14 protein-coding genes are annotated in these 13839 nt (G+C 74.4%); 7 read left to right on the top strand and 7 right to left on the bottom strand.

Translation table 11 applies throughout. The features are described 5' to 3' along the window. Nucleotide 1: 1 nt before the first annotated feature. Nucleotides 2-604, bottom strand: a complete 603-nt coding sequence (locus AB0412_RS23940) for a hypothetical protein (RefSeq protein WP_366404613.1) — start codon at nucleotides 602-604, stop codon at nucleotides 2-4. A gap of 227 nt (nucleotides 605-831) precedes the next feature. Here AB0412_RS23940 and AB0412_RS23945 point away from each other — a divergent pair, with 227 nt between their 5' ends. The 5 genes from AB0412_RS23945 (at nucleotide 832) to AB0412_RS23965 (ending at nucleotide 6100) form a co-directional block, all read left to right on the top strand. Then, a complete protein-coding gene (locus AB0412_RS23945; RefSeq protein ID WP_366404614.1) occupies nucleotides 832-1536 on the top strand; it encodes a nucleotidyltransferase family protein in 705 nt (234 codons plus the stop codon). Then, nucleotides 1533-1820 (top strand): hypothetical protein, encoded by a 288-nt coding sequence (locus AB0412_RS23950; protein ID WP_366404615.1) that lies wholly within the window; start codon nucleotides 1533-1535, stop codon nucleotides 1818-1820. Before AB0412_RS23945 ends, AB0412_RS23950 begins: the two co-directional genes overlap by 4 nt. After that, the gene (locus AB0412_RS23955; RefSeq protein WP_366404616.1) at nucleotides 1817-2581 is read left to right on the top strand and encodes a metallophosphoesterase; all 765 of its coding nucleotides are present in this window, start codon (nucleotides 1817-1819) and stop codon (nucleotides 2579-2581) included. The genes AB0412_RS23950 and AB0412_RS23955 overlap by 4 nt, the downstream gene beginning before the upstream one ends. A gap of 314 nt (nucleotides 2582-2895) precedes the next feature. Further along, nucleotides 2896-4560, top strand: coding sequence for an alkaline phosphatase D family protein (locus AB0412_RS23960; protein ID WP_366404617.1), 1665 nt, complete (start codon nucleotides 2896-2898; stop codon nucleotides 4558-4560). 157 nt (nucleotides 4561-4717) lie between these two features. Beyond that, complete coding sequence (locus tag AB0412_RS23965; protein ID WP_366404618.1) at nucleotides 4718-6100, top strand: alpha-lytic protease prodomain-containing protein; 1383 nt, start codon at nucleotides 4718-4720, stop codon at nucleotides 6098-6100. Between the two features lie 303 nt (nucleotides 6101-6403). Here the strand turns inward: AB0412_RS23965 and AB0412_RS23970 are convergent, their stop codons facing one another. From AB0412_RS23970 to AB0412_RS23990, 5 genes are read right to left on the bottom strand one after another with little or no spacing between them, the layout of a single operon-like run. After that, nucleotides 6404-7516 carry a serine hydrolase domain-containing protein gene (locus AB0412_RS23970; protein ID WP_366404619.1) on the bottom strand — a complete coding sequence of 371 codons (1113 nt, stop codon included), beginning with the start codon at nucleotides 7514-7516 and terminating at the stop codon, nucleotides 6404-6406. Continuing rightward, nucleotides 7513-8430 carry a hypothetical protein gene (locus AB0412_RS23975; RefSeq protein WP_366404620.1) on the bottom strand — a complete coding sequence of 306 codons (918 nt, stop codon included), beginning with the start codon at nucleotides 8428-8430 and terminating at the stop codon, nucleotides 7513-7515. Before AB0412_RS23975 ends, AB0412_RS23970 begins: the two co-directional genes overlap by 4 nt. Then, on the bottom strand, nucleotides 8427-9422 hold the full coding sequence (locus AB0412_RS23980) for a hypothetical protein (RefSeq protein ID WP_366404621.1): 996 nt from the start codon (nucleotides 9420-9422) through the stop codon (nucleotides 8427-8429). Before AB0412_RS23980 ends, AB0412_RS23975 begins: the two co-directional genes overlap by 4 nt. Next, nucleotides 9419-10117: a hypothetical protein gene (locus tag AB0412_RS23985; protein WP_366404622.1), complete on the bottom strand. Its 699-nt coding sequence runs from the start codon at nucleotides 10115-10117 to the stop codon at nucleotides 9419-9421. The genes AB0412_RS23980 and AB0412_RS23985 overlap by 4 nt, the downstream gene beginning before the upstream one ends. Nucleotides 10118-10140: 23 nt before the next feature. Continuing rightward, on the bottom strand, nucleotides 10141-10329 hold the full coding sequence (locus AB0412_RS23990) for a hypothetical protein (RefSeq protein WP_366404623.1): 189 nt from the start codon (nucleotides 10327-10329) through the stop codon (nucleotides 10141-10143). Nucleotides 10330-10550: 221 nt separating this feature from the next. On the opposite strand from AB0412_RS23990, the gene AB0412_RS23995 reads away from it, so the two are divergent. Further along, complete coding sequence (locus AB0412_RS23995; RefSeq protein ID WP_366404624.1) at nucleotides 10551-11738, top strand: amidohydrolase; 1188 nt, start codon at nucleotides 10551-10553, stop codon at nucleotides 11736-11738. Between the two features lie 51 nt (nucleotides 11739-11789). On the opposite strand, the gene AB0412_RS24000 is transcribed toward AB0412_RS23995, so the two are convergent. Next, on the bottom strand, nucleotides 11790-13031 hold the full coding sequence (locus AB0412_RS24000) for a cytochrome P450 (protein WP_366404625.1): 1242 nt from the start codon (nucleotides 13029-13031) through the stop codon (nucleotides 11790-11792). Between the two features lie 177 nt (nucleotides 13032-13208). Here AB0412_RS24000 and AB0412_RS24005 point away from each other — a divergent pair, with 177 nt between their 5' ends. After that, nucleotides 13209-13733, top strand: a complete 525-nt coding sequence (locus AB0412_RS24005; protein WP_366404626.1) for a hypothetical protein — start codon at nucleotides 13209-13211, stop codon at nucleotides 13731-13733. The last annotated feature ends 106 nt before the right edge of the window (nucleotides 13734-13839 follow it).

Raw genomic sequence — 13839 nt, forward strand, 5'->3', positions numbered from 1 at the left:
TTCAGCCGGTGTGCCGGTCGTCGCGGGTCCGTTCGCGACCACCGTTTCCGTGCGGCGGGTGGGCGGTGTGCGGCTCGTGGTGGCCCGTGGCCTCGGCGACCTTCTTGAGCGCCGAGGCCGTCTCGGTGTCGCCGACCTTGGCGGGCTGTTCGTGCACGTGCGGGGCGGCCGGTCCCGGCCGGTGCCGTGAGCGGGCCAGCCGGTCGCCGGGGCCCTGGTCGGCGGGGCCCTGGTCGGCGGGCGGCTCGGGGTCCGGGCCGGCCGGGGTGGCAGCGGGTGCGTGCGTGTCGTCGGACTCGGCCGCCGCTGCTGCGCCGTTCGGGGCGCGGGTCTCCTGGCCGGGGCCGGGCCGTGGCTGGGTGAGCCAGGCGACGGCGGCTCCGGTCAGCGCCACGGGCCACTCGACGATGCCGGCGACGCCGAGCACTCCGGCGCCGGCGTAGACCGCCATGCGGCGTCCGCGGGGGGAGACCGCGCCGATCCGGTCCAGGGTGCCGCCGGCCACCTTGCCGACCTGTTCGGCACCGGGCAGATGCCGCAGGCCCGAGGCGACGGCCCGCAGCGGCTGCGGAAGCTCCGACGATCGAGACGTGTTCTGGACCATGGCCGACCTCCACGAGAGCGTCACCGAAGGGCACTCACCGGTTTCCCTACCTTTTGCCCCATATTCCGGCGTGAGCGGCCGAAGCGCTTTTCTTGTACGCCCGAGGCGGGCCTCGTGCGCCCGAGGCGGGCCTCGCGAGCCGCCCGGCGGACGGAGGTGGGTGCGTGCGCCCGCGGGGAGCGGGCACTCGGGTACGCACAGTGTCCGGCTCGGCGAAGGGAGTGCTCATGACGGAGAACAGTGAGGACACCGCCCACGTCCGGCGGCCGGGCATACCCGAGCTCCGCCTGGCCGGCGACGCGTCCGGGCGCCCGGCGCCTCCTCCGACACCGCCCGGGGAGGCCGAGCCCGAGCTCCCCCGGGACCGCAACCAGGCCATCCTGGAGGCGGCCAAGCAGGTCGGCGCGGTGCTCAAACGCGAGGGGCACCGCTTCGCGCTGGCGGGCAGCGTCGCCGTGTACGCCCACGGCGGCAGCGGGAACCTCCAGCACGACGTCGACTTCTGCGTCCGCCCCGAGGACGCGGGCCCCGTGGAGGACACGCTGCGCGAGGCGGGGCTGCCGGTGCGCCATCCGCCGGAGGACTGGCTGATCAAGGCCACGTGCTTCGGCCAGGACGTGGACATCATCTTCGAGCTGGCGCACCGCCGGGTCTCCACCGCCATGCTGGACCGGGCGGAGGAACTGTCGGTGGAGTCGGTGCGCATGCCGGTCCTGGCGCCCACGGACCTGCTGTGGAGCCTGATCGCCGCGTTCTCCGAGCACCACTGCGACTTCGGCGCGGTGCTGCCGATCGCCCGCGCACTGCGCGAGAAGGTCGACTGGGACCGGGTGCGCAGCGACTGCGGGGACGAGCCCATGCCGGCCGCCTTCTTCTTCCTCCTGGAACGCCTGAACGTGATCCCCGCACCCGCGGAAGGAGCATCCTCATGAGCACGCAAGGCGCCGCATCGCCGGGCGGCGCACCCTCGGCGCTGAGCGCGGAGTACCGCATCGCCCATCTGCAGGACCGGCTCGCCTCCGGGGAGCTCGGTGAGCTCGGGGTGCGGATGGAACTGCGCGGCGACTCCGTGCTGGTCACCGGGACCGTCCCCTCGGAACCGTGCCGCGAGGACGTGCTGCGCACCGTCCGTGAGGAGCTGGCCGGGCTCGCGGTGCACTGCGACATCGTGGTCAGCGAGACCTCGTCACCCGATCACGCGGAGGAGCTGCCATGATCCGGATCGCCGCCGTCGGAGACATCCACATGGGGCCCGACAGCCGGGGCCGGCTGCGTCCCGCCTTCGACACCCTGCCCGAGTGTGCCGATCTGCTGCTGCTGGCCGGGGACCTCACCCGGCACGGCACGCCCGATGAGGCCCGCGTCGTGGCCGACGAGATCCGGGGGCTGGCCGTGCCCGTGGTCGCCGTCCTCGGCAACCACGACCACCACGACGACCGCCCGGACGAGGTGTCGGCCCTCCTGCGGGACGCCGGTGCGCACGTCCTGGAGGGCGAGGGGACGGTCGTGCGGTGCGGGGAGGCACGCGTCGGCGTGGCCGGGACCAAGGGTTTCGGGGGCGGATTCGTCGGGCGGTCGGCCGGGGAGTTCGGCGAACCGGTGATGAAGGAGTTCGTCCGGCACTCGCGGCACTGCGCCGACGGCCTGCGGGCGTCCCTGGAGCGGCTGGCGCAGGAGGAGTGCGACGCCCGGATCGCCCTGACCCACTACTCCCCCGTCGCGGAGACCCTCGCCGGTGAACCGCTGGAGATCTACCCGTTCCTCGGCAGCTACCTGCTGGCCGAGGCCATCGACACGGCCGGCGCGGACCTCGCCGTGCACGGCCACGCGCACGCCGGCACGGAGCACGGCATGACCGGCGGTGGCGTCAAGGTGCGCAATGTCGCCCAGCCCGTCATCGGCCGTGCCTTCCACGTCTACCACCTGCCGGTCCGCGAGCCGGTGACCGCCGCCGCCCGCATGGACGCGGCCGGCTGAACCGCCCCCGTCGCACCACTCCTGAGCGCCATCGGCCCACCCGCCGGTGGCGCTTTTCGCTGTCCGCCGCCGGTGCGCGTACCGCCTTGTGTGTGAACTGACCGCCAGGCGTGCCCACTTTAGGCATTTTGTCTGCTTAGCATGCAGGCTCCGCGCCCCACGGCCGCTGTTCGCCACACACACCAGCCTGGGGCGCGGTCCGCGCTCGCCGGCCCCGGCTCGCACACCGGCCCGCGCGGGGCGACCGCCGGGGGCCCCGTGCCCGTCGCGCCGTTCGCCGACGGATGCCCCGACCCCGTACGAGAGGACACCAGATGGCGCTGCCGGGCCGTACCGGACTCCCCCTGGAGCACGCCTTCTCCCCGCACGACGCCGAACTGCGCACCGCCGCCCCGCATCTGGCCCGCCGGCGCTTTCTCACCCTCACCGCGGCAGCCGCCGCCCTCGCCTTCACCACCAACCTGCCCGCCCGCGGCGCCTTCGCCGCCCCGCGCCTGGAGGCCGCCCGCATCACCGAGGACCCCTTCACGCTCGGGGTCGCCTCCGGAGACCCGCTGCCCGAGTCGGTGCTGATCTGGACCCGGCTCGCCCCGGCCCCGTTCGAGGCCGACGGGGGCCTCGGCCAGCAGCGGGTCGAGGTGGACTGGGAGGTCGCGCTGGACGAGTACTTCTTCCTGACCGTGCAGAGCGGCACCGTCACCGCGTACCCGGAGTACGGCCACAGCGTGCGCGTCGACGTGCAGGGCCTGGAGCCGGGCACGCCGTACTACTACCGGTTCCGCACCGGCACCTGGATCAGCCCCGCCGGCCGCACCCGCACCGCACCCCCCGCTGGCGACGACACCGCGAGCCTGAGGCTGGCCGCGGTGGCCTGCCAGGCCTACCACGACGGCTACTACACCGTGCACCGGCACCTCGCGCAGGAGGACGTCGACGTGGTGTTCCACCTCGGCGACTACCTCTACGAATACGCGGTGAACTCGGCGGGCGGGGCGCGCAACTACACCGACCGCGTGCTGCCGGAGGTGTTCAACCGCGAGACGATGACGCTCGCGGACTACCGGCTGCGGTACGCGCTCTACAAGAGCGACCCCGATCTGCGCGCCGTGCACGCCGCCCATCCGTTCGTCGTCGCCTGGGACGACCACGAGACCGAGAACAACTACGCGGGCGCCGTCGACGAGAACGGCAGTGCCCCGGAGCAGTTCCTGGTGCGCCGCGCCGCCGCCTACCGCGCCTACTGGGAGAACCAGCCGCTGCGCGCCGCCCAGTTGCCGCAGGGCCCCGACGCCCGGCTGTACCGCCGGCTGCACTGGGGGACGCTCGCCCAGTTCGACGTCCTCGACACCCGCCAGTACCGCTCCGACCAGGCCTACGGCGACACGCCGCACGCGCCGGGCCCGGAGTCGGACGACCCGGCCCGCACCATGACCGGTGACGCCCAGGAACGCTGGCTGATCGACGGGTGGGCCGCCTCCTCCGCCCTGTGGAACGTGATGCCGCAGCAGGTGTGTTTCTCGCAGCGCAAGCTCGACCTGAACGCCGAGGCCAAGATGTCGATGGACGCCTGGGACGGCTACCGCGCCTGCCGCGGCCGTCTCGTCGCGGGGGCGAAGGCCGCCGGGGTCGCCAACTGGCTGGTGCTCACCGGCGACGTGCACGTCGGATACGCCTTCGACATCAAGGACGACTTCGACGACCCCGCCTCCGCCACCCTCGGCACGGAGTTCACCTGCACCTCCGTCGCCAGCGGCCGCGACGGTGTGGAGCGGCCGGCCAACTGGGACACGTACCTGCGGGCCAATCCCCACATGAAGTTCTACGACGGCCGGCGCGGCTATGTGCGTGTCGAACTGGGCCGGCAGGACGCGCGGGCGGACTTCAGGACCGTGCCGATCGTGACGACGCCCGGCGCCGCCGTCTCCACGGCCGCGTCCTTCGTCACCGAGGTGGGCGCGCCCGGTCTCCAGCCCGCCTGACCACGGCCGGGGCCCGGCGTCGCGCCCTGGTACTGCACATGGCGCGTCCGCGTCACCAAAGCGCGAAAGTGCGGCGCTCCTGACATCGCGTCGGGCGGCGCGGGCTAGACCTATTGCGCCCGCGGCAGCTCGATCCCGAACGAAGGAGAGGTACCGAATGGTCCACAGACATGCCCGGACCGCGCGCCGAGCCGGTCTCGGCGCACTCGGCGCACTGAGCGCGCTCGTCCTCGCAGCCCTTCCCGCGAACGCCGGGGCCGAGCCCGCGCCCACCGCGGGACCGGTGCCCGGCGCCGCCCAGACCCTCGGTGCCGACCGGCCTTCCCCGCAGCTGTTGAGCGCCCTCCAGCGCGATCTGAAGCTGACGCCGGCTCAGGCGTCCGAGCGGCTGGTCAACGAGGCCGAGGCGGGCACCCGCGCGGGCCGGCTGCGCAACGCGCTCGGCGAGCGGTTCGCCGGTGCCTGGGTGCGCGGCACGACGGCCAAGGAGCTCACGGTCGCCACCACCGACTCCGACGACGTCCCGGTCATCGAGGCGGAGGGCGCCACGGCGATGGTCGTGAAGCGGCCGCTCGCCGAGCTGACGGCGGCCAAGGAGAAGCTGGACGCGGCGGCGGGCCGGGTCAAGACCCTCGAGACGCCCGTGTGGTACGTGGACGTGGCGAAGAACCGGGTCATGGTGCAGGCGACGAGCCTGGCGGCCGGTGCCGCGTTCATCAAGGCGGCCGGGCTCCAGGCCGAGGACGTCGGCATCCGCGCGACCAAGGACCGGCCGCGGCTGCTGAAGGACATCACCGGCGGCGACGCCTTCTACATCAACGACTCCGCGCGCTGCTCGGTCGGCTTCTCCGTGACCAAGGGGGCGCAGCCGGGGTTCGTCACCGCAGGGCACTGCGGCCGGGCGGGCGACACCACGACCGGCTACGACCGGACCGCGCAGGGCTCCTTCCAGGCCTCCACGTTCCCCGGTGAGGACATGGCGTGGGTGGCCACCAACGCCCAGTGGACGCCCACGCCGGGCGTGAAGGCGCAGGACAGCCAGGAGGTCCAGGTCACCGGTTCGGTGCAGGCGCTCGTCGGGGCGTCGGTGTGCCGCTCGGGCTCGACGACCGGCTGGCACTGCGGCACGATCCAGCAGCACGACACCAGCGTCACCTACCCGGAGGGCCGGGTCGACGGGCTGACCCGCACGACGGTGTGCGCGGAGCCGGGCGACTCCGGCGGCCCCTACCTGGCGGGCTCCCAGGCGCAGGGCGTCACCTCCGGCGGCTCCGGCGACTGCACCGCCGGCGGCACGACCTACTACCAGCCGGTCAACGCGATCCTCGGCGACTTCGGACTGACCCTCACCACGGCCGCCGCGCAGGCCACGTCACCGGCCCCGCAGGACGGCACGACCCAGCAGTGGACCGAGGGCCGGGTCTACGAGGCGGGCACCACCGTGGTCCGCGACGGCGTGCGCTACCAGTGCCTGCAGACCCACCAGGCGCAGAGCACGTGGGCCCCGGCCGGCACCCCGGCCCTGTGGCAGCGCCTGTGACCCACTGACCCCTACGGCGCCGGCCGCGGCTTCCCGCCGCGGCCGGCGCCTCGGCACGTGCCCTGTCGGGCGCTGCGCCCTGTCGTCACCTTTCCGTCGTCCGCCCGAACGGCGGGCCCAGCGGCGTCAGGTGCGTGCCCTGGGGTCTCCCCGGCCCGAGGCTGGGGGAATGCCGGGCGTCGACCGGCGTACTGGTTGTCCGTGGTCGGCGCCCGGTGCGTCGAGTGGGCACCTCCCGCGCCCTCAAGGCAGTGGGGGAACGTGCACGACGCCGCCGGGCAGGCGGGAATGCGACGACAGGGCCTAGCCTTCAGCGAGCAGTGCGTACGACGCGGCCACGAAGGGGTCGTCGGCGCGGAAGCGGCGGGAGCAGGCCGCGGCGAGGGCCGTGCCGGTGTCGGGGCGGAAGCCGAGGAAGGCCTGCTGGCCGAGGGTCGCCCCGCTGTGGAAGTACAGCGGACCGCCGTCGGTGGGGTGCCGGAACCACGCGATGGTGTGCACATGCCGGTGCCGGAAGCCCCGTCGCAGGACGGGAGTTCGCACGGCGTGCAGGGCGGCGGCCAGTGCGGGGGCGCGGGCGGGGTCGAGGTGGGCCTCGAGGAAGGTGAGCAGGTCGTGCGGGGTGGCGCGGATCGCCCCGGCCGCCTGGAAGCCGCCCGCGTCGAAGGCCGGGACGGGCGAGCCGTTCCTGCCGTGGCCGATGGCGTCCACCGGGCCACCGGCCGCCCGCACAGCCGTGCCGGTCAGGCCGAGCGGCTCCAGCAGCCGGGCGCTGATCAGGGCCTCCCACGGTGTGCCGGTGGCGGCGGCCAGGGCGTGCCCGAGCACGGCGACCCCGAAGTTGGAGTAGCACCAGCGGGTGCCGGGCCGGTGCCGCGGACGGTGGCGCAGGAAGGCGTCGATCACGCGGGCGTCCGGGTAGCGGGCGTAGGGGTTGGTGCGCCAGGCGGGCAGGGCGCGGACGTAGAAGCCGGCCGGGAGGGCGGGCAGTCCGGCGGTGTGGGTGATCAGGTGGGCGAGCGTCACCGGGGCGGTGCCGGGCGGCCGGCCGGAGTCGAGGAGGCGGGCGGCCGGTTCCCCGCCGGTCAGCTCGCCGCGCTCCACCAGGTCCGCCATCAGCAGCCCGGTGAACGTCTTGGTGGCTGAGCCGATCTCGTAGCGCACGCGGTCGCGGGGGTAGGGCGGGGGCGGCGCGGTGCCGCCGGTGCGGACGGTGCGACGGCCGCGGTGGGAGACGGCGAAGACGGCGTCGGGCGCGTCGGTGGCGGTGATGGCGTCGTCGAGCCGCGCGCCCCAGTCGCCGTCTCCGGGGGCCGGCTCCGCCTCGCCGGCGCTGGGACGCGTGGGCCGCGCCCCGGCTTCGTCGTCCCGGTCGAGCGGGCTGCCCGGCCACGGCGTGCGGTACGCCGTCGTCATGAGGCGCGGGCCAGTTCGCTGAGCGCGCGGGAGGTGGCGAGGACCGAGGCGAAGGCGGCCACGAGGGTGGAGTGGTAGACCACGTCGAACACGTCGTCGGGGTCGCCCTCGGGCATCTCGCGGATCGCGGGCATGGCACCGTCGGGCTGCTGGGCGGCGGCGAAGGCCTTCCAGGCCCGCTCGTCCAGCGTGGGACGGGGCAGACAGGCGTCGACGACCAGGAGTTCCCCGAGCAGGTCCCAGCGTTCCAGGTCCAGCCAGTCGTCGATCCACGCCGGAAGCCAGGTCTCCAGGTAGTCGGCGATGTCGTCGGGCAGTCCCTCGGGTTTCTCGCCCCAGTCGGTGAGGTGGAACACGCAGTGCGTGATGTCGTAGGCGATGCGGCCCTCGACCATCCAGGGCTCGGGGGTGCGGGCGAGCCAGGTGCCGCGCAGGGCCTCGGACTCCGGGGGGCGGGGGGTGAGTCCCAGGCGGCGCTGGAAGGCGGACAGGCCGAGCCGCCGGGTGGGGGTCGTCTCGAAGACCTCCCAGCCGTCGAGCCGCTGGAGCAGTGCGGCGGAGCGCTCGATCTCGGGCTGGCTGTAGCCGAGTTCCCGGTACGGCAGGTACACCTCGAACGGGATGGGCGACAGCGGTTCGATCCGCTGGCCGCGCACCAGCATCCGGCCGCCGTCCAGGGTCTCGCGCCACGTGCGGTCGAGCAGCCGGCGGGCCAGCTGCGCCTGGCGGGAGCCCGCGACGCCCTCGCGGAACAGCACGCCGCAGATCATGGCGAGTTCGCCGATGGGTTTGAAGCGCTCCAGGAAGCCCACTTCGGGGTCCACGTCGGGTTCCAGGCGGAATCCGTCGCGGTGGGCCCACAGCCATTCCATCGCGCCCACGCCGACGTTGTGGATCAGGCGGGTGTCGGTCATGCGGGCGCTCCTTGTCCGCTCTGCCGGTGCCGCGTCCGGCCTGCTGCGTCGGTCGTCCCGTCGGTCGCCTCGCGCGGCTGAGCGGTGGTCAGTACCGCGGCGAAGGCGGCCATGAGGGTGGAGTGGTAGTGGTTCATGAAGTGCCGCTCGCTGCCGTCGTCCCCGGCGCCGCCGGGGGTGTGCTCCAGTTCGGGGAGGGCGCCCGAGGGGTGCTGGGCCGCGCGGACGCGCTGCCAGGCCCCTTCCAGGAGCGGTTCGCTCTCGGGGCGGGGGACGGTCGCGGCGACGGCGAGCAGCTCGCAGCTCAGGTCCCACATGCCGGCTTCGAGGCAGGTGTCGAGCCAGGCCGGCAGCCAGTCGGCCAGATAGGAGGCGAGGTCGGGGGGCAGTGCGCCGGGGTCGCGTCCCCAGTCGGTGAGGTGGAAGACGACGTGGGTGGCCGCGTATCCGGCGTCGCGTTCGAAGGTCCACGGTTCGGGCCGTCCGGCGAGCCAGGTGCCGGCCGGCAGGAGTTCCTCGGGCCCGGCCCGGCGGATGCCGCTGCGTTCCTCGGCGCTCAGGACGGCGAGGCGCCTGGTCGGCTCCTGTTCGGTGAGCCACCAGCTGCGGGTGCGGGCGACGACGGCGGCGGCCTCCTCGTAGGCGGGATGGCGGTACCCGGCGGAGGCGAAGGCGCCGTACACCTCCAACGGGTAGGTGGCGAACGGTTCCAGCCGCTGGATGCGCGGGAACAGCTCGCCCTGGCCCGTCTGGTGCCAGGCGAACTCCAGCAGACCGGCGGCGCGGGCGTGCAGCGGGTCGGGGGGTGCGGTGTGCCGGGTGACGGTCGCGCAGACCTGGGCGAGTTCTCCGAGCGGCTTCCAGCTGCGGTCGACCTCGCCGTCGGCGGCGAGGGCGTCCTCGCCGAGTGCGAAGTCGGCGCGGTGCGCGTCGACCCAGGCGAGGGCGCGTTCGGCGACCTCCCGGATCTCCCGGGTGCCGGTCGCGGTCACACGAGTGCCCCGGTCCGTGTCAGCAGCCGGGCCGCCTGCAACGGGAGCGCGACCTGCGGGTCCTGTCCGCCCATCAGGTCCACGAAGTCCAGGCCGGACTGCAGGCCGAGAGTGTCCGGGACGCCGGGCAGCAGGGTCAGCCAGCGGCCGGCGCCCGCCGCCTGCCGCCAGTCCCTGCGGCGCACGGCCCGCACGAAGCCGCGGGCGACGTCGACCGAGCGGCGGCCGGCCGCACGGGTCACCGCGTCGTCCCGGCCGGGCAGCGCGAGCGGCGCCAGCACGGCGAGTTGATGGGTGAGGAACTGCCAGCTCGCCCCGTCGAGCCAGCCGGCGTCGGGCTCGTCGAGGGGTTCGGAGGTGACGGACGGATCGACCTGGCGCAGGGTACGCGCCATGGCCCAGTGGCTCCACCGGACGGTGGGCGCCGCGTCGGCGCGGGGCGGGTACGCCTCCACGGCCTTGCGGAAGACGGCCACCTGCGCCGGGTCGGGCGGCGTGCGCAGCAGGACGCTCGGCAGCAGTGCGTCGGCGCCCAGTACGCGTACGGCGGCGAGGGTGACGTCTCCTGCTTCCCCGTCGGCCCCCGCGGGGAGGACCGCACGTGCGTGGTCTCCGCCCCGGAGGGCGGAGACCACGGCGGAAGCGAGGTCCTGCACCGCGCCCTGCAAGAGGGTCGAAGTGCCTGACTGCTCCATCTTTGCTACTCCCGTCGACTCACTCAGCCCTTCTTCGGGCGCGGGGTCGGAGGCGAGAGCAGCAGCTTGCCGCCACCGGCGAACAGGGCCAGTCCGGCGCACTCCCTGCTGTCGCGGAACACGCCGTCGACCTCGGCCGGGTCGAGTGCGGCCTCGATGTCGGCGCTGCGAACGCCGGTGAGTTCGTCGAGGACCTTGTCTTCGGTCTGCATAACACCATCTCCCTGAGGTGTAGTGAGTACCTGCACCTCCCGATTTACCCATATCAGACGAAAGATGCAAACTTACTCAAATCCAACTTCCGTCCCTTCTTCAACAATTCGGGTGAGAATCGCGCCGATGACGCTTGGGGTCGTGTGAGGGCACGCGGTGGTGAAACCCGGCGGGGGTAGCGGACCTGACACCTCATCTCACCGGCGCCGAGGAGGCACCCGTGGCCCGTGCACGCGACGACGTCCGGCAGGCACTCCGCCGTCAGGTGGCCGACCGGGCCGAGGCCTTGTGGGAGGTGGCCCTGCGGCTGCACGCCGACCCCGAGTACGCCTTCGCCGAGCACCGGGCGGCGGCGCTGCTGACGGGCGAGCTGGAGCGGGCGGGGTTCGCCGTGGAGCGCGGGGTGGCGGGGCTGCCGACGGCGTTCACGGCCCGCTCGGGCGCCGGTGGCCCGGTGGTGGCGCTGCTGCTGGAGTACGACGCCCTGCCCGGGCTCGGCCACGCCTGCGGCCACAACCTCATCGCGGCCGCCGGCCTGGGCGCCGCGCTGGCCCTGCGGGCCGTGCCGGAGACGGCCGGTGCCGGCACGGTGCTGGCCGTGGGGACGCCCGCCGAGGAGGGCGGGGGCGGGAAGGCCGTCGAGGTGGAGGCCGGCGTGTTCGACGACGTCGACGCGGCGCTGATGTTCCATCCGGGGGTGTACGACTGGGCGCGGGCGCCGCTGACCGCGCAGGTGCAGTACCGGGTGGCGTTCCACGGGCGCGCGGCGCATCCCACCGGCAACCCGACGGAGGGCGTCGACGCGCTCGCGGCTCTGGTGGAGCTGTTCAACGTGCTGGCGGTGCTGGGGCGCAGGCTGCCCGAGGCCTCGCACGTGCAGGGCATCGTCACCCACGGCGGCACGGCCACCAATATCGTCCCGGAGTACGCCGAGGGGCTGTTCGGGTTGCGGGCGGCCACCACCCGGGCGCTCCAGGAGCTGACGGACCGGCTGCGGGCGTGCGCCGAGGGCGTCGCCCTGGCCACCGGGACGGCCACCGAGGTGGAGCGGGCGACCGTCCGGTACGAGCACTTCCAGGACAGCGAGCCGCTGTCCGAGCGGTTCGCGGCGCATCTGGCGCACTCGGGCATCGCGCTCACCCCGCCGGCGCCGGGCGTGTACCTGGGGTCCTCGGACATCGGCAACGTGAGCACCCGGCTGCCCGCGATCCACCCCTTCGTGGCGATCATGGGCGCGGACGGCTCCGACCACACGCCCGAGTTCGCCGCGGCCGCCGCCTCCTCACGGGCCCGCGAGGTCCTGCTCGCGGCGACGCAGGCACTGGCGTGCACGGCGGCGGACGTGTTGCTGGAACCGGGACTGCGCCGGGCGGCGTGGGCACGGCACCGGGCCGAGGCGGCCACGTAGGGCACACGCCGCCTGCCGCGGCGTCAGCACACGCCGCCGGCCGCGCACCGGCTAGCGCACGTCGGCGATCAGGAAGCCGCTGTGCGGGCGGGTCGGGATCCGGTGGAGGGGGATGGCGAGATTCTGCTCGGGCACCGTGTACTCCATTCGGGCGAGTCGCACCGCGAGTGCCTCCAGTACGCCGATGGTGATGCCCTCGCCCGGGCAGCGGTGGCCGGTCCGCGGGTCGCCGCCGCCCTGCGGGATCAGTTCGTCGCGTTCGACGGGCCGGTCCAGGAAGCGCTGCGGGCGGAAGGCGTACGGATCGCCCCACAGCGACTCGTCGTGGTTCTGCCCGTACACGTCGAGCAGCACCAGTCCCCCGGCCGGTACCCATTCGCCGCGCCACATCAGGTCCCGCGCGGCGAGACCGCCGAGGAACGGCACGAACGGGTAGAACCGGCGGACCTCGTGGGTGAACGCGGCGGTGAACGCGCTGTCGCCGTCGCTCAGCCGCGCCCGGTGCTCGGGCCAGCGGTGCAGCGCGTGCGCGATGAAGGCGACGAACCAGGCGACGGCGGCCGTCGGGCGGACCACGTTGAGCAGTTCCACGGCCGCGGTCTTCTCGTCGAGCGGCGCCCCGTCGGCGTCGCGGTGCCCGCACACCAGGGCGAGCACCGAGTCCTCGGGGGGCGTGACGTCACCTGCCCGCACCTCCCGTACCAGGCGGCCCAGCCGGTCCTCCTGCCGGCCACGGGCGCGGCGGGCCCGCAGATGGCGTGGGCCGGCGGTGGCGAAGCCGTCGACCATGGCGATCATGTCGCGGGCGACGGACCGGGCGTCGGCGTCGGCGTCGGCCAGCGGGATCCCGGCCCAGCGGTGGACGCCGCGGGTGAGCACCGTGCTCGCCTCGTCGAAGAGGACGACGGCGCCGCGGCGGCCCCATGCGGGGACGGCGTCGTCCCAGGCCGCGGTGACCTCCTCGACGAGTCCGGCGATGCGTTCGGGGGCGAGCAGCGGCAGGAACATGGCCTTGCGGGTGCGGTGGGCGGTGCCGTCGAGGGTGTGCACCGCCTCGTGGCCGAAGAGGGTGCCGAGGACGGGTTCCGGGATCGCCCGCTGCCGGTGCACGTTCTGCTCGTCGTAGAAGAACCGCACCGCCTCCGGTCCGCGCAGGGCCAGCGCGGGGCGGCCGAGGATCCGGGTGCGCACGACGGGGCCGGAGCTGTCGCGCATCCGGTTGGGCAGCCAGGCGTAGCCCTCGGTCAGCAGGGGGAGGGTGCGGTCGATCAGGGGGCGGCTGAGTACGTCCATGGCCGCCGGGTGCCCTTCCGGGCCCTCCGGACACTCCGGGGCGGCGGGGCCCGGCGGTTTCCGGCCGGTGTGACGCAGGCCATGCGGTGCGGGAGGTCCCCGTCACGTCGGGCGGGCGCGGGTGACGGCTACCGTTCCGGGGAAGGTTCCCCTTACCACTCACTCGGGCGGGTCGGCGTGCACTCGGATCTCTCGGATCTCTCCCCGGTCGTCGCGGCCACCGCACAGTGGCTGACCCGGTCCTTCCCCGCCCCCGGCGGGGCCCTGGCCGCCGCCCTGTGCGAGGCGCAGGCGCGGCAGGCCGTGACGGTCGCGGCGTGGCTGCGGTACCCGACCGCGATGGACGCCGGGCTGGTCGCCCTGGCGGGCCCGGGTGGTTCGGCGCGGCTGGACTGGGTCACCGGCGCGGACACGCGCGGCGCCGGCGAGGACGGTGAGGGGGACGCCTGGCGCACCTGGGTGGACGAGGTGGTCGCCAGCTGGGCCGCCTGCCTGCTCGCCGACGAGGATCTGGCCCACCGCGCGGTCGCCGCGCTGCCCGGCGCGGCACCGACGGAATTCCGCCGTCTCCTCTCCCCCGACGCGGGCGACCGCCGTGCGGCGGCCCTCCTGCGCCACCCGGACCTCCTGGCCCCGGTGGCCGGCCTCCACCACGCTCACCTGCGGACCCGCCTCGACCCGGACCACACCCTGACCGCCTGACGCCCGCAAAGTGGTTGTACTCGGGTGTCCGCCCGGTGCGGCGAGAGGGCATGCCGGGCGGGACTTTGCGGACACCCCCTGGGCCGCGCACCGTCCGGACGTGCTC

Origin of the sequence: Streptomyces sp. NPDC052012, from assembly GCF_040689265.1 — a bacterium.
Taxonomy (GTDB): Bacteria; Actinomycetota; Actinomycetes; order Streptomycetales; family Streptomycetaceae; genus Streptomyces.